At 65.1% G+C, this 17491-nt stretch carries 16 protein-coding genes; 12 read left to right on the top strand and 4 right to left on the bottom strand.

All coding sequences use genetic code 11. The annotated features are described in order from the left end of the window. Position 1 precedes the first annotated feature (1 nt). From ETQ85_RS01865 to ETQ85_RS01810, 12 genes are all read left to right on the top strand, one after another. Positions 2 to 430 (top strand): DUF4124 domain-containing protein, encoded by a 429-nt coding sequence (locus ETQ85_RS01865; protein WP_187394550.1) that lies wholly within the window; start codon positions 2 to 4, stop codon positions 428 to 430. Between the two features lie 178 nt (positions 431 to 608). Then, positions 609 to 2582 (top strand): AMP-dependent synthetase/ligase, encoded by a 1974-nt coding sequence (locus ETQ85_RS01860; RefSeq protein WP_148577433.1) that lies wholly within the window; start codon positions 609 to 611, stop codon positions 2580 to 2582. A 12-nt stretch (positions 2583 to 2594) separates the two neighbouring features. Further along, on the top strand, positions 2595 to 3377 hold the full coding sequence (locus tag ETQ85_RS01855; RefSeq protein ID WP_148577432.1) for an ABC transporter ATP-binding protein: 783 nt from the start codon (positions 2595 to 2597) through the stop codon (positions 3375 to 3377). Between the two features lie 98 nt (positions 3378 to 3475). Then, positions 3476 to 4402: a branched-chain amino acid ABC transporter permease gene (locus ETQ85_RS01850; RefSeq protein ID WP_148577431.1), complete on the top strand. Its 927-nt coding sequence runs from the start codon at positions 3476 to 3478 to the stop codon at positions 4400 to 4402. 30 nt (positions 4403 to 4432) lie between these two features. Further along, entirely contained in the window at positions 4433 to 5500 is a 1068-nt protein-coding gene (locus ETQ85_RS01845) for a branched-chain amino acid ABC transporter permease (protein WP_148577430.1), read from the top strand. Between the two features lie 46 nt (positions 5501 to 5546). After that, positions 5547 to 6872 carry an ABC transporter substrate-binding protein gene (locus ETQ85_RS01840; protein ID WP_148577429.1) on the top strand — a complete coding sequence of 442 codons (1326 nt, stop codon included), beginning with the start codon at positions 5547 to 5549 and terminating at the stop codon, positions 6870 to 6872. Positions 6873 to 6932: 60 nt separating this feature from the next. Beyond that, entirely contained in the window at positions 6933 to 7733 is an 801-nt protein-coding gene (locus tag ETQ85_RS01835) for an ABC transporter ATP-binding protein (RefSeq protein ID WP_148577428.1), read from the top strand. A gap of 51 nt (positions 7734 to 7784) precedes the next feature. Next, on the top strand, positions 7785 to 9020 hold the full coding sequence (locus ETQ85_RS01830; RefSeq protein WP_148577427.1) for a phenylacetate--CoA ligase family protein: 1236 nt from the start codon (positions 7785 to 7787) through the stop codon (positions 9018 to 9020). Between the two features lie 157 nt (positions 9021 to 9177). After that, positions 9178 to 9741 carry a DUF3455 domain-containing protein gene (locus tag ETQ85_RS01825; RefSeq protein WP_148577426.1) on the top strand — a complete coding sequence of 188 codons (564 nt, stop codon included), beginning with the start codon at positions 9178 to 9180 and terminating at the stop codon, positions 9739 to 9741. A gap of 69 nt (positions 9742 to 9810) precedes the next feature. Further along, positions 9811 to 10377 (top strand): sigma-70 family RNA polymerase sigma factor, encoded by a 567-nt coding sequence (locus ETQ85_RS01820; protein ID WP_187394549.1) that lies wholly within the window; start codon positions 9811 to 9813, stop codon positions 10375 to 10377. Beyond that, positions 10374 to 11111, top strand: coding sequence for an anti-sigma factor (locus ETQ85_RS01815; protein ID WP_148577424.1), 738 nt, complete (start codon positions 10374 to 10376; stop codon positions 11109 to 11111). The genes ETQ85_RS01820 and ETQ85_RS01815 overlap by 4 nt, the downstream gene beginning before the upstream one ends. Before the next feature lie 21 nt (positions 11112 to 11132). Beyond that, positions 11133 to 12038 carry an AEC family transporter gene (locus ETQ85_RS01810; RefSeq protein ID WP_148577423.1) on the top strand — a complete coding sequence of 302 codons (906 nt, stop codon included), beginning with the start codon at positions 11133 to 11135 and terminating at the stop codon, positions 12036 to 12038. A 21-nt stretch (positions 12039 to 12059) separates the two neighbouring features. Here the strand turns inward: ETQ85_RS01810 and ETQ85_RS01805 are convergent, their stop codons facing one another. From ETQ85_RS01805 to ETQ85_RS01790, 4 genes are all read right to left on the bottom strand, one after another. After that, a complete protein-coding gene (locus ETQ85_RS01805) occupies positions 12060 to 12476 on the bottom strand; it encodes a PhaM family polyhydroxyalkanoate granule multifunctional regulatory protein (RefSeq protein ID WP_148577422.1) in 417 nt (138 codons plus the stop codon). A gap of 66 nt (positions 12477 to 12542) precedes the next feature. Then, on the bottom strand, positions 12543 to 14441 hold the full coding sequence (locus ETQ85_RS01800) for a hybrid sensor histidine kinase/response regulator (RefSeq protein ID WP_148577421.1): 1899 nt from the start codon (positions 14439 to 14441) through the stop codon (positions 12543 to 12545). Then, positions 14438 to 15364, bottom strand: coding sequence for an ABC transporter substrate-binding protein (locus ETQ85_RS01795; RefSeq protein ID WP_148577420.1), 927 nt, complete (start codon positions 15362 to 15364; stop codon positions 14438 to 14440). The genes ETQ85_RS01800 and ETQ85_RS01795 overlap by 4 nt, the downstream gene beginning before the upstream one ends. A 6-nt stretch (positions 15365 to 15370) precedes the next feature. Next, positions 15371 to 17443 (bottom strand): TonB-dependent receptor plug domain-containing protein, encoded by a 2073-nt coding sequence (locus tag ETQ85_RS01790; protein WP_148577419.1) that lies wholly within the window; start codon positions 17441 to 17443, stop codon positions 15371 to 15373. Between the last annotated feature and the right edge of the window lie 48 nt (positions 17444 to 17491).

The raw sequence follows: 17491 nt of genomic DNA, 5'->3' as shown, positions 1-17491 counted from the left end.
CATGTGGATTCTGTCTTTGGCTTTGGTGGTGTCGCCTGCTTGGGCAGAGGTGTTCAAGTGCACGTCGGGCGGCGTCACCACTTATTCGGAGATACCCTGCGGAGACAAGCCGAAGATCGTCGATCTGAAGGTACATCAGCCAAGCCGCCGCGATCAGCTGGATGCCCAGCAACGGGCGCTTTCCGATTCCCGGGGGGTAGCTGCAGTAGATGCCCAGCGTGACCGGTTGGAAATCGAGCGCAGGATTGAACGCTCGCAGCGTGCCTCGGCCGAGGCTGCCCACAATTCAAAGTGCGCCGGCTATCAGCGTGGGGCCAGAAACGCCGCAGCCGAGCGCGATGGGTATTACACGCCCGCATTCAAGAGTCAGGCTGAACAGCGGCGCAAGGAGTATGAGGACGCGCACTTCTCGGAGTGTTACGCGAAGTAGTTTCAGCCCCCCCCCTCCTCACAATTCCGTACATTTGAAAAACAGTTGAGCAAACTTGGTTTGCAAGACTGTCGCTCAGCAAAAAGACCATCCGTAGCCGCTGGCTGCCGTCCTTTCAGGGCGCTGCCGGAAGAAGCTGCGGGGACGAGACTGAGACAAAACCGGAGGAGGATGGGGTATGTCCAATGCCCGAGCGACAGCGGCCGAGACTGGGAGCCTGGATACCTTTCCGCGCCTGCTGATGAACCATGCCCGGCAGCGGCCCAACCGGCCAGCGATGCGCGAGAAGGAATACGGGATCTGGCAAACCTACACCTGGGCTGAAGTGGCCGAGCGCGTGCGCTCGATTGCCAGTGGCCTGGCGGAGCTGGGTTTCCGGCGCGGGGACCGGCTGGCGGTGGTGGGTGACAACCGGCCACGCCTGTACTGGTCGGTGGCGGCCTGCCAGTGCCTTGGCGGCATTCCGGTGATGATGTACCAGGACGCCGTGGCGCAGGAGATGGCCTACGTGATGGAGGATGCGGAGATCCGCTTCGCCTGCGTGGAAGACCAGGAGCAGGTGGACAAGATGCTCGAGATCAAGGATGGCCTGCCCCTCCTTGAACACGTCATCTACGACGACCCGCGCGGCCTGCGTCATTACAACCAGACCTTCCTGCACGGCCTGGATGAAGTGCTGGAAATGGGCCGCATCCACGACCAGCATCACCCGGACTTCCTCGGCAACGAGATCGATAAGGGCAGCCCCGACGATGTGTCGGTGATGCTGTACACCTCGGGCACCACCGGCAAGCCGAAGGGCGTCTGCCAGAGCCATGCGGCCTTCATCGCCGCGGCCCAGGGCGGGTGCAGTTTCGACAAGCTCACCGACCAGGACGACATCCTGTCCTACCTGCCGATGGCGTGGGTGGGCGACCATCTGTTCTCGTATGCCCAGGCGCTGGTGGCCGGTTTCACCATCAATTGCCCGGAGTCCGGCGAGACGGTGATGGGCGATCTGCGCGAGATCGGCCCGACCTATTACTTTGCTCCGCCGCGGGTTTTCGAGAACCTGCTGACGCAGGTGATGATCCGCATGGAGGACGCCAGCGGCATCAAGCGCAAGGTGTTCGAGCATTTCATGGATGTGGCCAGGCGCTGCGGCGCCGACCTGCTGGACGGCAAGCACGTTTCCGCCGGCGACCGCCTGCAGTACGCGCTGGGCAATGCGCTGATCTACGGCCCGCTGAAGAACGTGCTCGGCCTCAGCCGGGTGCGCGTGGCCTACACCGCCGGCGCCGCCATCGGGCCGGACCTGTTCCGCTTCTATCGTTCGATCGGCATCAACCTCAAGCAGCTCTACGGCCAGACCGAAACCTGCGCCTATGTGTGCCTGCAGCCGGACGGCCAGATCAAGCTGGATTCGGTCGGCACGCCAGCGCCCAACGTGGAGGTGAAGCTGGCCGACAACGGGGAAATCCTGGTGCGCGGGCCGATGCTGCTGAAGTCGTACTACAAGCGCCCGGACGCCACCGCCGAGTCGATCAATGCCGAGGGCTACTTCATGACCGGCGATGCAGGCTTCTTCGACGAAGACGGCCACCTGAAGATCATCGACCGGGCCAAGGACGTGGGCAAACTCACCGGCGGCGGCATGTTTGCCCCCAACTACATCGAGAACAAGCTCAAGTTCTTCCAGCACATCAAGGAAGTGGTGTGCTTTGGCAACGGCCGCGACTTTGTGACTGCCTTCGTGAACATCGACCTGGAAGCCGTCGGCAACTGGGCCGAGAGGAAGGGCATGGCCTACGCCGGCTACACCGATCTGGCCTGCCAGCCGCAGGTGTATGAGCTGATCAAGGAGTGCATCGAGAAGGTGAATGCCGACCTGGCCAGCGACGCCAACATGAGCGAATCGCAGATCAAGCGCTTCCTGATCCTGCACAAGGAACTCGATGCCGACGATGGCGAGCTGACCCGTACCCGCAAGGTGCGCCGCAACTTCGTGGCCGACCGTTATTCGGTGCTCATCGACGCGCTGTATAGCGGCAAGAAGAGCCAGTTCATCGAAACCCAGGTGAGCTACGAAGATGGCCGCAGCAACAAGGTCAGCGCCGAGCTGCGCATCGAAGACGCCAAAACCTTTCCGCCGCTGCCGCGGAAGGCCGCCTGAGGAGAACGACCCATGGCCAGACAGATTGGCGACGTGATCGTCGACCTCCAGAACATCTCCCTGCGTTTCGGCGGCGTGAAGGCGCTCACCGACATCAGCTTCAACGTCAAGGAACACGAGATCCGCTCGATCATCGGCCCCAACGGCGCCGGCAAGAGCTCGATGCTCAACGTGATCAACGGGGTCTATCACCCGCAGGAAGGGCAGATCTTCTTCAAGGGCGCGCTGCGCCCGAAGATGGAACCGCACGAGGCGGCGGAACAGGGCATTGCCCGTACCTTCCAGAACATTGCGCTGTTCAAGGGCATGACCGTGCTCGACAACATCATGACCGGGCGCAACCTCAAGATGAAGTGCAACTTCCTGCAGCACGCCCTGTACTGGGGCGCCGCGCAAAAAGAGGAGATCGCGCACCGCATCAAGGTGGAAGAGGTCATCGAGTTCCTCGAGATCCAGGACATCCGCAAGACCCCGGTGGGGCGCCTGCCCTACGGCCTGCAAAAGCGCGTCGAGCTGGCCCGGGCGCTGGCCGCCGAGCCGCACATTTTGCTGCTCGACGAGCCGATGGCCGGCATGAACGTGGAGGAGAAGCAGGACATGTGTCGCTTCGTCCTCGACGTGAATGACCACTACGGCACCACCATCGTGCTGATCGAGCACGACATGGGCGTGGTGATGGACATCTCGGACCGGGTGGTGGTGCTGGATTACGGCAAGAAGATCGGCGACGGCGTGCCGGAAGACGTGAAGAACAACCCCGAAGTGATCAAGGCCTACCTGGGAACGTCGCACTGATTGGGCGGCAGAGTCGGACTGAAGTCCGACCCACAGGAGGGCGCCGGTTTTTGTAGGTCGGACTTCAGTCCGACTTACAGGGTAAAGAGGAGAGAGACATGCAGTTTTTTATCGAAGTGCTGATCGGCGGTTTGCTGTCGGGCGTGATGTACGCGCTGGTGGCCCTCGGTTTTGTGCTGATCTACAAGGCTTCGGGCGTCTTCAACTTTGCCCAGGGGGCGATGGTTTTCTTTGCCGCGCTGACCTTTGTCGGCTTCAAGGAGATGCTGGCCAAGCACCTGGGCATGGATGCCGACAGCAGCATGGTGTTCTGGCTGTCCTTCCTGCTGGCCTTCATATCGATGATCGTGCTGGGCATTGCCACCGAACGCATCGTGCTCAGGCCACTGGTGAACCAGCCACACATCACGCTGTTCATGGCCACCATCGGCCTGACCTACGTCATCGAGGGCCTGGCCCAGATGGCCTGGGGCGCCAACGTGCGCGGGCTGGACCTGGGCATTGTCGATGAGCCGATTGCCTGGCTGATGGACAACTACGAGATCGGGGTTTCCAAGTTCGACCTGTTTGCGGCCGGGGTGGCGGCGTCGCTGGTGGGCTTGCTGGCCCTGTTGTTCCAATACACCAAGGTCGGCCGGGCCCTGCGTGCGGTGGCCGACGATCACCAGGCGGCGCTGTCCATCGGCATTCCGCTGCAGACCATCTGGCGTGTGGTGTGGGCGGTGGCGGGTTTTGTGGCGCTGGTGGCCGGGATGATCTGGGGCGCCCGCAACGGCGTGCAGTTTGCCCTTACCTTTACCGCCCTCAAGGCCTTGCCGGTGCTGATTCTCGGCGGTTTTACGTCGGTGCCGGGCGCCATTGTCGGCGGGCTGATCATCGGCGCATCCGAGAAGCTGGCCGAGGTGTATGTCGGCCCGTTTGTCGGCGGCGGTATCGAAGGCTGGTTCCCCTACATGCTGGCGCTGGCTTTCCTGCTGGTCCGCCCCGAAGGTCTGTTCGGCGAAAAACACATTGATCGCGTGTAAGCCCTAAACCGCGACGAAGGAGCAAAACCCATGCTTTACCGTGAAGCCGGCCAGTTCAAGGCCACTTACGCCGAAGATTCCCAGATCTTCCCCATCCGTCAGGACAAGATCGGCTTCTGGCTGCTGATGCTGGTGTTCGGCGCGGCCGTGCCGCTGCTGGCCAACGAGTACTGGCTGAAGGCCATCCTGATTCCGGTGCTGATTTTTTCGCTGGCCGCCATCGGTCTCAACATTCTCACCGGCTACGCCGGGCAGTTGTCGCTGGGGTCGGCGGCCTTCATGGCGGTGGGAGCCTTTGCCGCCTACAACTTCATCCTGCGCATCGAGGGCATGCCGTTTCTGGTGGCGCTGGTGCTGGCCGGGCTGACGGCGGCGCTGGTGGGCATCCTGTTCGGGCTGCCGAGTTTGCGCATCAAGGGCTTCTACCTGGCGGTGGCGACGCTGGCGGCGCAGTTCTTCATCGTGTGGGCGCTGGTCAAGTTTCCGTGGTTCTCCAACAACTCGTCGTCGGGTGTGGTGACGGCGCAGGACGTGACGATCCTCGGCTACACCTTCGCCACGCCGGAAGCCAAGTACGTGCTGACCTTCCTGATCGTTGCCTTCATGGCCCTGCTGGCCAAGAACATGGTGCGCTCCTCCACCGGGCGGGCCTGGATGGCGGTGCGTGACATGGACGTGGCGGCCCAGGTGATCGGCTTTCGCCTGATGCGCACCAAGCTGCTGGCCTTTGCGGTGAGTTCCTTCTACTGCGGCGTGGCCGGCGCGCTGTACGCCTACACCTACATCGGTACCGTCGAGCCGGAAGGCTTCAACCTCGATCTGTCCTTCAAGATCCTGTTCATGATCATCATCGGCGGGGTGGGCTCGATCATGGGTTCCTTCCTCGGTGCGGCCTTCATCGTGCTGCTGCCGATCTTTCTCGACAACCTGGTGCCGGCGATCTTCGGCGATTCCCTGGGGGCGGGCTTCGTGTCCAACTTCCAGCTCATCGTCTTCGGCGGCCTGATCATCTTCTTCCTGATCGTCGAGCCGCACGGCCTGGCCCGACTGTGGCAGATCGCCAAGGAAAAGCTGCGCCTGTGGCCGTTCCCGCACTGATAGCTGTCGTTGTGTTGCACCCAAACCTATAAGAGGAGACAAACACATGAAACTGAAGACAACCGTTCTGCTGGGCGCCGCGCTTGCCGGCCTGCTTGGTACCTCCCTGGCCAGCGCTGCCGAAGAGCAGTTCATCGGTCTGCCCAGCTACCGCGTCGGCCCCTATGCGGCGGGCGGCTCCGGCCTGTTCGGAGGCTGGATCGACTACATGACCCTGATCAACGAGCGTGACGGCGGCATCAACGGCGTCAAGCTGACCTGGGAAGAGTGCGAAACCGAATACAACAACGCCCGTGGCGTCGAATGCTACGAGCGCATGAAGAAGAAGGGCGCCACCGGCAACACGGTGTTCCAGCCGGTGTCCACCGGCATCACCTACTCGGTGCTCGAGAAGGTTGCCCAGGACAAGATCCCGATGGTGACCATCGGCTACGGCCGCACCGATGCCGCCGACGGCCGGGTCTTTCCGTGGGTCTTCCCGATGATCACCACCTACTGGTCCCAGGCTTCGGCCATCGTGAATTACATGGGCCAGAAGGAAGGGGGCATGGACAAGCTGAAGGGCAAGAAGATCGGCCTGCTCTACCACGACTCCGCGTATGGCAAGGAATCCCACGCCATCATGGACAAGCTGGCGGCCAAGCACGGCTTTGAGGTGATGAAGATCGCCGTGGCCCATCCGGGCAACGAGCAGCAGTCCCAGTGGCTGCAGATCCGCCAGGCCAAGCCCGATTACGTGGTGCTGTGGGGCTGGGGCGTGATGAACCCGACCGCCATCAAGGCCGCCGCCAAGACCGGCTATCCGCGCGAAAAGATGGTTGGCGTGTGGTGGTCCGGTGCCGAGGAAGACACCATTCCGGCCGGCACGGCGGCCAAGGGCTTCGTGGCCGCCGGCTTCAACGTGGCCGGTGCCAACTACCCGGTGATCGCCGACGTGAAGAAGTTCGTCTATGGCAAGGACAAGGGCAACATGGAAGACAAGACCCGCGTCGGCTCGGTGTACTACAACCGCGGCGTGGTGCACGGGATCATCACCGTCGAAGCCATCCGCAAGGCCCAGGAGAAATACGGCAAGGGCAAGGCCCTGACCGGCGAGCAGGTGCGCTGGGGCTTCGAGAACCTCAACCTTGACGATGCCCGCCTGAAGGCCCTCGGCGCCACCGGCTTCCTGCCGCCGCTGAAGATCACCTGTGCCGACCACGAAGGCCCGGGCAAGGTGAAGTTCCAGCAGTGGGACGGCAACCAGTGGAAGGTCATCACCGACTGGGTCGACTCCGACCGTCCGCTGGTGCGCGGCATGATCGAGGAATCGGCCGCCGCCTACGCCAAGGAAAAGGGCATCAAGCCCCGCGACTGCAGCAAGGAAAGTTAAGCGGAAGGGGCCGGCCTGCGGGCCGGCCCGGATTGTTGCCTCATCATTCGGATAGCCGCCATGTCATACCTCAGCATCAACAATATCGAGGTCATCTACGACCACGTCATCCTCGTGCTCAAGGGCGTGTCGCTGCAGGTGCCCCAGGGCAAGATCGTGGCCCTGCTCGGTGCCAACGGCGCCGGCAAGAGCACGACCCTCAAGTCGATCTCCAACCTGCTGCGCGCCGAGCGTGGCGATGTGACCAAGGGCAGCGTCGAGTTCAAGGGCGACCGCATCGACCAGCTGACCCCCGCCGAACTGGTGAGGAAGGGCGTTATCCAGGTGATGGAAGGGCGCCACTGCTTTGGTCACCTGTCCATCGAGGAGAACCTGCTCACCGGTGCCTACACCCGCAGCCAGTCCCGCGCGGAGCTGAAGGACAGCCTGGACAAGGTTTACAACTACTTCCCGCGCCTCAAGACGCGGCGCACCTCGCAGGCCGGCTACACCTCCGGCGGCGAGCAGCAGATGTGCGCCATCGGCCGGGCGCTGATGGCCAAGCCCGAGATGATCCTGCTCGACGAACCGTCGATGGGCCTCGCTCCGCAGATCGTCGAGGAAATCTTCGAGATCGTGAAGGACCTGAACAGCAAGGAAAACGTGAGCTTCCTGCTGGCCGAACAGAACACCATGGTGGCCCTGCGCTACGCCGATTTCGGCTACATCCTGGAGAACGGCCGGGTGGTGATGGAAGGCCAGGCGGAGGATTTGCGCACCAACGAGGACGTGAAGGAGTTCTACCTCGGGCTGTCCACCGAAGGACGCAAGAGCTTCCGCGACGTGAAGCACTACCGGCGGCGCAAGCGCTGGCTGTCGTGAGCCTTGTCGGACTGAATTGCGGCCTACAAAAAGCCAGAACGCGGAGAAACCATGAACTATTACGACGCCCGTGAAACCCGCGATCCCGCCGCCCGCGAGCGCGATCTGCTGGCGCGCCTGCCGGACCAGATCGCCCATGCACGGGCCCACGCCCCGGCCTTTGCCGCGCTGCTGAAGGACATCAACCCGTCCACCATCACCACGCGGGAAGCCCTGGCGAGCCTGCCGGTGATCCGCAAGTCCGAACTGACGGAGCTGCAAAAGGCGGCGCGGCCGTTTGGCGGGCTGGCCGCGGTGAAGTGGGGCGCGGCCTGTGCCCGGGTGTTTGCCTCGCCGGGCCCGATCTACGAGCCGGAAGGGGCACGGCGCGATTACTGGCGGCTGGCGCGGGCCTTCTTCGCGGCAGGTTTCCGCTCCGGTGACCTGGTGCACAACACCTTCTCGTATCACTTCACGCCGGCCGGTTCGATGATGGAAACGGCGGCCCACGCGCTGGGCTGCACGGTGTTTCCGGCTGGCGTCGGGCAGACCGAAATGCAGGTGGCGGCGATGCTGGATCTGCGTCCGGATGCTTACGCCGGCACGCCGTCCTTCCTGCGCATCCTTCTCGACAAGGCCGACGAGCAGGGCGTGAAGCTCGACAGCCTGAAGAAGGCCTTTGTGTCGGGCGAGGCCTTTCCGCCGAGTCAGCAGGAGGCGCTGGCCGCGCGCGGTATCCAGGCCTACCAGGCCTACGCTACCGCCGATCTCGGCCTGATCGCCTTCGAGACGCCGGCCCGGGAGGGGCTGGTGCTGGACGAGGACGTGCTGCTGGAAATCGTCCGCCCCGGCACCGGCGACCCGGTGGCCCCCGGCGAGGTGGGCGAGGTGGTGGTGACCAGCTTCAACCCCGATTACCCGCTGATCCGCTTCGGCACCGGCGATCTGTCGGCGATCCTGCCCGGCGCTTCGCCCTGCGGCCGCACCAATACGCGTATCAAGGGCTGGCTCGGGCGAGCCGACCAGACCACCAAGGTGAAGGGCATGTTCGTCCATCCCGGCCAGGTGGCAGCGGTGCTCAAGCGCCATCCGGATGTGGGCCGTGGCCGGCTGGTGGTGGACAACCCGGACCACAACGACCGCATGACCCTGCATTGCGAACTGGCCGCACCGGTTGAAGGGCTGGCCGAGGCCATCGCCACGTCGATCCGCGAACTGACCAAGCTGCGTGGTGAGGTGTGCTTTTGCGCCCCGGGCAGCCTGGCCAACGATGGCAAGGTCATCGACGACATCCGCAAGTACGAATAGACGATTTCACTTCAGGAGTGATGTGTTTTGACAGCGCCGGCCCCCCGGCGCTTTTTTTTTCGGGGTGCTGCATCCAAAGCCGGGGCTGGCGGGTAGTGGAAGAAGCAGCACGAAAAGCTGCATCGATTCATCAATCCCTAACTCCCGGAGAATCATCATGAAAACCACCCCGACCACCCTCGCTTCCCGCCTTTCCCTGCTTGCTGGTGTGAGCCTGCTGGCCGCCTGCAGCTCGATGGCCTCGATGACTGCCGGCTTCAACCAGGACAGCCTGCCCGACGCCATCAAGGTGCCCGCCGGCCACAAGGTCGCCTGGGAAACCGTCGGCAGCGGCGAGATCACCTACGAATGCCGCGACAAGGCCAATGTGCCCGGCCAGACCGAATGGGTCTTCGTCGGCCCGAAGGCGCTGCTGAAGGAGCGCAGCGGCACGCTGGTGGGCAGCTACTACGGCCCCCCCGCCACCTGGGAAGCCCTGGATGGTTCAAAGTTGACCGGCACCCAGCTGGCGGTGGCCCCCTCCGGCGCCGGCAATCTGCCCTACCAGCTCGTCAAGGCCAATCCGGCCATGGGCAACGGCGCGATGAGCGGTGTCAGCTACATCCAGCGGGTGGCCCTGAAGGGAGGCGTGGCACCGGCTGCGGAGTGTTCCGCGGCCCTCAAGGGCAAGCGCGAAACGGTGGCCTACCAGGCCGACTACATTTTCTGGAAGGCCCTCTAAGCGCCGGCCTGGCCCGCCGCGGTGCGGGCCTCGGGTAACATGGCGGCTTCGCGCCGCCGGTCCATTTTCGTGTTATCCGCCCTGAACGAATTCGACTACGAGGCTGCCCTGGCCGCCTGTGCAGCCGGCGAGCACGCTGCCATGCAAGGACTCTACGAGCAGGAGGGCGCGCGCCTGCTCGGGGTGGTGCAGCGCATCGTGCGCGACCGGGCCCTGGCCGAGGACATCGTGCACGACGCCTGCGTCAATATCTGGACCCGTGCCGCCAGCTTCGACCCGACACGGGGCTCGGCGCGGGGCTGGATCTACAGCGTGACCCGCAATCTGGCCCTCAATGCCGTGCGTGATGGCAGCCGCGAGGTGGGCGTCGATGACGACACCGCCGCTGCCCTCGATGCCCGGGCCTCCCTCGAAGCCTGGCACGACATGGCCGATGCCTTCGCCTGGCAGGCCAGCGCCGGCCGCATCGCGCATTGCCTCGAGCAACTGGAGCCGGTGCGCCGCAACTGCATCCTCCACGCTTATGTGGATGGCTTTTCCCACGGGGAGATCGCCCGGCAGCTCGATGCGCCGCTGGGCACGGTCAAGGCCTGGATCAAGCGCAGTCTGGCTGCGCTGCGGGAGTGCATGGCATGAACAGCAAACCACAGGCCGGCATGCCGCCCGACATCCACGAACTGGCCGGCGAATACGTGCTCGGTACTTTGTCGGCGGCCCGCCGGCGGGAGGTGCAGGCGCGTCTTGCTACGGATGCCGCGCTGCAGGCGGCCGTGCACGCCTGGGAGGAGCGCCTGCTGCCGCTGGCGGCCCTGGCCGAGCCGCTGGCGCCGTCTGCCCATTTGTGGCGGCGCATCGCGCGCAGCCTCGACGTCCTCGCGGTACCGGCCCCACGCCCGGCCATCCGGCCAAGGCCCTGGTGGCGGGACTGGAACAACCTGGGCCTGTGGCGTGGCCTGACTGCCACGGGCTTTGCCAGCGCGGCGATCCTGGCGGCGGTGCTGGTCGAACGGCTTGTCGACCCGCCGGCGGCCACGCGCTTCATGGTGGTGCTGGTGGCTCCCGACGACAAGGCGCCCGGCTGGGTGGTGCAGGCCAGTGCATCCCGGCAGATCGAGCTGATTCCGCTGGGCGCAGTCGAAGTGCCTGCCGACAAGGCCCTGCAGTTCTGGACCAAGGCGGAAGGCTGGAGCGGGCCGGTGTCGCTGGGCCTGGTCACGCCCGGCCAGAGCATGAAGGTGCCGGTGGACAAGCTGCCGGCCCTGCAGTCGAACCAGCTTTTCGAGCTGACCCTCGAGCCGCGCACCGGCTCGCCTACCGGCAAGCCCACTGGCCCGATCCGTTATATCGGGCGTGCCGTGAAGGTCATGTAGGCGAGGCGGCGCCCCGGAACCATGCAGAGTTTTCTGCTTCTGCTGCCTGACTTTGCGCTGATCGCCCTCGGCGTGGTGTTGCGGCGTTACTTCAGGCTGGCCGACGGTTTCTGGACTGGCGTTGAAAAGCTGGTGTACTTCGTTCTGTTTCCGGCCCTGCTCTTCAATGCCCTGGCGCGGGCCCGTATCGATGTGGCGGCGATGGCGCCGCTGTTTGGTGTTGGCTTGCTCTGCATGACGAGCGGCTTCGTGCTGGCCCTGCTCGGCAAGCCGCTGATGGGCCTGGGGCCGATGGCCTTCGCCTCGCGGGTGCAATGCGCCTACCGCTTCAACACTTACATTGGCATCGCGGTGGCCGGCAAAGTGGCTGGCGCCACCGGCGTGGCGACCATGGGCGCCCTGTGCGGGGCGATGGTGCCCTTTGCCAACATGGCGGCGGTGGGGCTGCTGGCGCACCACGGGCAGGGGCGTTTGTGGCGGGAGCTGTCGCGCAATCCGCTGATCATCGCGACGCTGGCCGGCATGGCGTTCAACCTGGCGGGGGCGACGCTGCCGGAGCCGGTGATTCCGTTCCTGCAGCGGCTGGCGGATGCGGCGGTGACCCTCGGCCTGCTGGCGGTGGGGGCGGCGTTGCGTGGCGGCGAGCAGGTGTCCGGGCGGGCCGGGGCGATCTATCTGTGTGCGGTGAAACTGTTGGCGCTGCCGGCCATCGCCTGGGGGCTGGCGAGCTTCTTCGGGCTGACGGGTGTGGCGTTTGTGACGGCGGTGCTGTTTGCGGCTCTGCCGAGTGCGTCGTCGGCCTATATTCTGGCGATGCGCATGGGCGGGGACGGGCCGGGGGTGGCCTGGCTGATTTCCGCCACCACGGTGACGGCGGCAATCACGCTGACGGGCTGGCTGGCAGCCCTGACACGCTGGGGGCCGTGACGGCCGGCCCCCGCAAGCTGCTTACTTGCTTTCCTTGGGCTTCTTGGCCGGGGCGGCCGGAGCCGGCGCTGCGTCGGCCTGGGCCTTGGCTTGTTCGGCGGCGTTCTGCATCAGGTTCCACGGCCACATGGTGTTGCCGAAGGGGTTGGGTTGGGGCACTTCGACTTCGGGCGGCTTGCCGCCTTCCGAAACGATCTTGCTCATGGCCTGCATGGTGGCGATGGTGGCGCGCTGCATCTCGAGGGCCTGGGTGGCCATCTGCAGGGAGCTGAGGTTCATCTTGAGCCAGTTTTCGACGGCTTTCATGTCGGCGATGCGCTTGTCGAGCTCTTCCACATCCAGGGTCGGCGTGACCATGCCGGGGAGGCTGAAACCCATCTTGCTCCACATGCCGCGCATGAATTCCATCGGATCCTGCGCCTTGTTTTCAGTGCTCATTTTTGTCCCCCTGATCTGGATGTGTCATTCACTTGTCGATAGTAACCGAAGCACCGCAGACCTGCATCAGACTTGGGTTTTGCGCTGCAGCAAGGCGCGTAGTTTGGCGGGACGTACGGGCTTGTGGAGGAGCGGGATGCCGGCCTGCCGGGCGTTGTCGGTAACGGCCGCAGAGGTGTCGCCGCTGAGGATGATGGCTGGCACCCGCTGGCCGAAATGCGCGCGCAGGCGCTCAATGATGGCCAGGCCGTCCACCGAGCTGCCGCTCTGGTAGTCACAGACGATGATGTCCGGTTTGGCATGCTCGTCGATGGTGCTCAGGATGAGTTCGAGGCTGGCTGCTGCGGTGACCTGGCAGCCCCACGATTCGAGCAGGCCGGTGGTGCTCGCCACGGCCAGTTCGTCGTCGTCCACCAGCACGATGTGCCGTCCGTACAGGGAGTGGGCGGGCGGCGGCGGGATGCCTTCAGGAATCAGGCCGGGTTTGGCGGCGCGAAGCTCGACAGCGAACAGGGCGCCCCTGCCGGGCGTCGAGCGCAGGGACAGGTCGTGTTCCAGCAGGTTGGTCAGGCGCCGCACGATGGCGAGCCCCAGGCCGAGTCCCTTGGCCCGGTTGCGTTCCGGGTTATCGAGCTGCACGAACTCCTGGAAGATCGTGTCCTGGGCTTCCCGGGCGATGCCGGGGCCGTTGTCGCGCACTTCGATGCGCACCTTGTCGCCGCGCTTGCGGCAGGCCAGCAGGATGGTGCCGCCGGGGGCGTAGCGCAGGGCGTTGCTGATGAGGTTGTGGAGGATCCGTTCGAGGAGCAGCGGATCGCTTTCGACCCACAGGTTGGTCGGGCGCAGGCGCAGGCGCTGGGAACGCTGGTCGGCCTCGCGGCGGTAGTCCACGTCGATGCGCTCGAACAGGGGCTGGAGGGGGAAGGGCTTGATCTGGCGGTCGAGCACGCCGGCGTCGAGGCGGGAGATGTCGAGCAGGCTGTCGAGCAGGTTTTCCATGGTTTCGGCGGAGACGGCGATCTGCGCGACGAGCCGGTGGGTGTCCGGTGCGTGCTGCTTCTGCCCCAGTTCGGCGACGAACAGGCCGAGGGCGTGCATCGGCTGGCGCAGGTCGTGGCTGGCGGCGGCAAGGAAGCGTGTCTTGGCGCGGTTGCCGTGTTCGGCTTCTTCCTTTTTGACGAGCAGTTCGCGGGTGGCCGCCTCGATCTGGCGCTCCATGTGTTCCCGTGAGGCGCCGAGCTTGTCGGCCATGTCGTTCACCCCCTGGGCGAGGGCGCGCAGGCTTTTTCCGCCTTCCACCGGGACCCGGTCCGACAGGTTGCCCTGGCCAAAACTCTCGACGGTGGAGGCGATGCGCAAGATGGGGCCGGAGATGCCGCGGCTCATGCGCAGGGCCAGGGCGACGCTGGCGATCAGTACCGCCACAACCATCGAGAAGGCGTTCTGCAGCAGGCGGCTTTCTTCGGCGCGCAGGGATTCGCGGCTCATTTCGACGAGCACTTCGCCGTGCAGGTCTTCGGGAGGATGGCTGCCGTTGGTGCCGGCTTCCAGGAAGGGGTCGTCCAGATTGACGCCGGGGCCGGTGACTGGCTCGCGAAAGCGCAGGGGCGTGTCGCTGTAGCGCGGGGCGAGGCTGACGGTGGTGGCGGGCTGGACCGGTTTGCTGCTGTCGGCGAGAACTTCCTGGATGGGGCTGAAGACTGCTACGCGGACCACGTCCTGTTCCTGCAGGATCGAGTTGGCCAGCTTGCGCAGGCTCTCCAGATTGCCGGAGAACACGCCGTACTCGCTGGCGGCGGCCAGCTGGCGGGCGAGGGCCTTGCCGCGCTGCACGTGGGCTTCTTCCAGGTCGGAGAGGCGGGAGGAGGTGAAGTAGGCGATCAGCACCGTCGCCATCACCATGGTGGGCAGCACGGCGATCAGGACGGTCCGGGCGCGGATGTCCCAGCTGGCGGGGTTGATCATGGCAGGCCTTCCAGGCGTTCCAGTTTGTCCTGCAGGACGCTGGCGTCTTCCAGGTTGATGCCTAGGGAGCGGGCTACGTAGGGGTTGGTGCTGATGCGGAAGTGACGCGGCGCAACCGGTGGCGGAAGGATGCCGCTGGCGAGGCCCTGGCGGGCGACTTCGCCGGCTTGCAGGCCGACCTGGGCGGGTGTGCTGTAGAGGGCCAGCAGGGCACCCGCCTTGACGTAGGCCGGCGAGAAGCCGACGACCGGTGAGCGGTGGTGATATGCGGTGAGCAGGATGTTGGAGATGGTCCGGTTGTTGAACAGGGCCGAGTCGGGAATGGCGAGCAGCACCGTGGGTTCGGCGAGCACCCGCTGCAGGGTGGGGTAGAGATCGCTTTCCTCGCTGGCCTGTTCGAGGATCGGGCGCATCCGCTTGTCCCGGGCGCTGGCGTGCAGGCGAACGCCCAGCTCGGCGCTGTCCCGGCCCACGACCAGGGCGACCCGCGACCAGTCGGGCAGGGCGATGCGCAGCAGGTCGATCTGCCGACCGGCCGGCTGGTCGATGAAGACTGCGGAGGTGCGGCGGGTTTCTTCAACGCGGACCGGCAGTTTGTCGTAGGCGCTGCGCGGCAGCAGGGTGTGCAGCACCAGGCTGCGCGGTGCTAGGCTGGAGATGGCCTGGGCCGCCCGGGTACCGAGGGTGATGATGAGGGCGCTGGCGTTGAGGGCACCGGTGTCTTCGGCGCGCAGCGGGAAGGGGATGGGCTGGATGCGGTGGCCGGCGCTGCGCAGTTCGACGCTGAGGGCGTCGGCCGCTTCGCTGAAGGCTTTGCTTTCTTCCGACATGACCAGCGTGATCTGGGCCGCCCGGGCAGGGGCCAGCCCGCCCGCCAGAAGGAGCAGCAACAGATAGCCGAGAAATCGCAGGGCCTGACCCATCGGGAATCAGAACTCGAGGTTGAGGGAGCCGAAGATGCGGCTGCCCCAGCTGGATGCGCCGGGGGCGTAGGTCTGTTCCGCTCCGTCGATGTTGCGGGCGGTGATGGCGACCTCGCCGCGGGCAATGGAGGGCGCCAGACGATGCGCCAGGCGCACGTCAAGCTGCCGGTACATCGGTACCCGATGCTCTGCGTCCTGGTACCAGCTCATCGAGCCGACCCAGCGTTTGGTCAGGCTCAACTGCCAGCCGGGGGTGAACTCCCAGGCGCCGAAGAGGGCGGTGCTGTGGCGCGGGGCGGTGTATTGCACCCAGTTGCTCGGGCGGTTCAGGGATTCGGCGGGGCTGAGCGTGGGGCCGTCGATACGTAGTTCGGTGTGCTGCACGGAGAGCCAGGTGGTAGTGTCCGGACGCCAGGTGGCGGTTAGCTCGAGGCCGCGGATGTCGGCTTCGCCGCCGTTGGAAAAGTAGCGTGTGTTGTCGCGGGCAAGCAGGCCGACGGTGGAACTCTCCCGGTTCATCTCGATCAGGTCGCGGGCCCGTTCAAGGAACAGGCGGGCGTCGAAGGTGGTGGACAGGGCGCGCAGTTCGGCCAGGTAGCCCAGCTCGCAGGTGGTGATCCGTTCGGCCTGCAGCCCCGGTGACGGACGGAAAGTCTGGGAGATGGGCGTGCCCGTCGGTACCGTAACACGGGGTGATATGACGATCGGGGCGGAATTTGCAAATATCATGCTGGACTTTTGCTCGAAGGCAGACGGACTCCGGTATGAACGGTTGACGGCCAGACGCCAGGTCTGGAATTCGGTCATATGATAGTTGGCTGAAATGCGCGGCGCCAGCGATGTACCGGTCAGAGAGTTGTTTTCGAGCATCGCGCCGACGTTGAACAGCCATTTTGGCGAGGCTCGCCACTCGAGCGTGCCGAAGGCGTGAGTGATCCGGTTGGTGAGGTCGGCGGTGGTGTTGAAACGCAGCGGGGCGTTAATTCGGTCGGCGCGCAGGCCACCGCCCATGACGGCCCGCAGGGACGGGCCGAGGGCGGTGATGCGCTGGATTTCCAGGTCGTCGCGGATTGCCTTGAAGCCGTAATCGAAATTGAACGGAATGCTGATGGCAACGGGCAGGCCGGACTGACGGGGCGGCACCGATACGCCCAGGGCATAGGCGTCGCGGCCGTTTTCTTCCTGGTGGTAATAGGTGAGTGTCAGTTCCTCGTCCGGCGCCGGCGCATGGCGCCAGCGCAGCAGGCCGAAGGCGGTTGAGATTTGCGCGGCACGCTCCGGATCGGTGGCGTTGCCGTCCTTGCCGGTACCGTAGTCGTTGTTGGTCCAGCCGGCCTGGAATTCGAGCACGTCGTTACGGCTGGCGCTCCAGTCGGCGCGCAGGGTGGCCAGTTCGTACTTGCGCCAGTCGTTGATGGCTGCAAAGCCGTGATCGAAATTGCGTGACGCGCTGAGGCGCACATCCACGTCGCCGAGGCGTTTGCCCAGGCGCACCCCCACGTCATTGACTCCGCTGTCGCCGGCCCGGTAGCGGACGGCCGTGCCGCGGGTTTCCGAGGGCGAGCGGGTGACGATGTTGGCCACGCCGAGGAAGGCGTTGCTGCCGTAAGCGGCGGAGTTGGCGCCACGGAAGACCTCGATGCGTTCGATGTCGTCGATGTCGACCCCGAGCTGGTTCCATTCGACGCCGGCGATGAAGTAGGGCGAGTACACCGAGCGGCCGTCCACCTGCACTAGCATGCGCCGCGGGGCTTCGTCCGACAGCCCGTGGTAGGTGACCAGCGGCTGGTTGCCGGTGTGCATGCCGACCTGGAAACCGGGCACCAGCGCGAACAGCTCGCCGATGTCGCGGGCCCCGGAGGCCCGGATCATGTAGCGGTCGATGACCGTGACGGCACCCGGTGCATCGGCCAGGGCCTGGGACAGGCGCGTGGCGGAGAGTACGACCGGCAAATCGTCGAGATAGTCGGCTTCGCTGGGCGTGGGGGCGGCCTGTGTCCACAGGGGCAGCAGCGTCAGCAGGAGCGTGCCGGCCAGATTTGACGGTTTAGGACAATGGTTTTTTTTGTAAATCGGCATGGTCTGCGCAGTGACGGTCCGAAATCGCGGTTTTCGACGGCTTTTCAA

This window comes from Zoogloea oleivorans (assembly GCF_008107625.1).
In the GTDB taxonomy this organism is placed as follows: domain Bacteria; phylum Pseudomonadota; class Gammaproteobacteria; order Burkholderiales; family Rhodocyclaceae; genus Zoogloea; species Zoogloea oleivorans.
The sequence above is the reverse complement of the archived record's forward strand: the minus strand, read 5'-3'. Positions and strand labels throughout refer to the sequence as shown.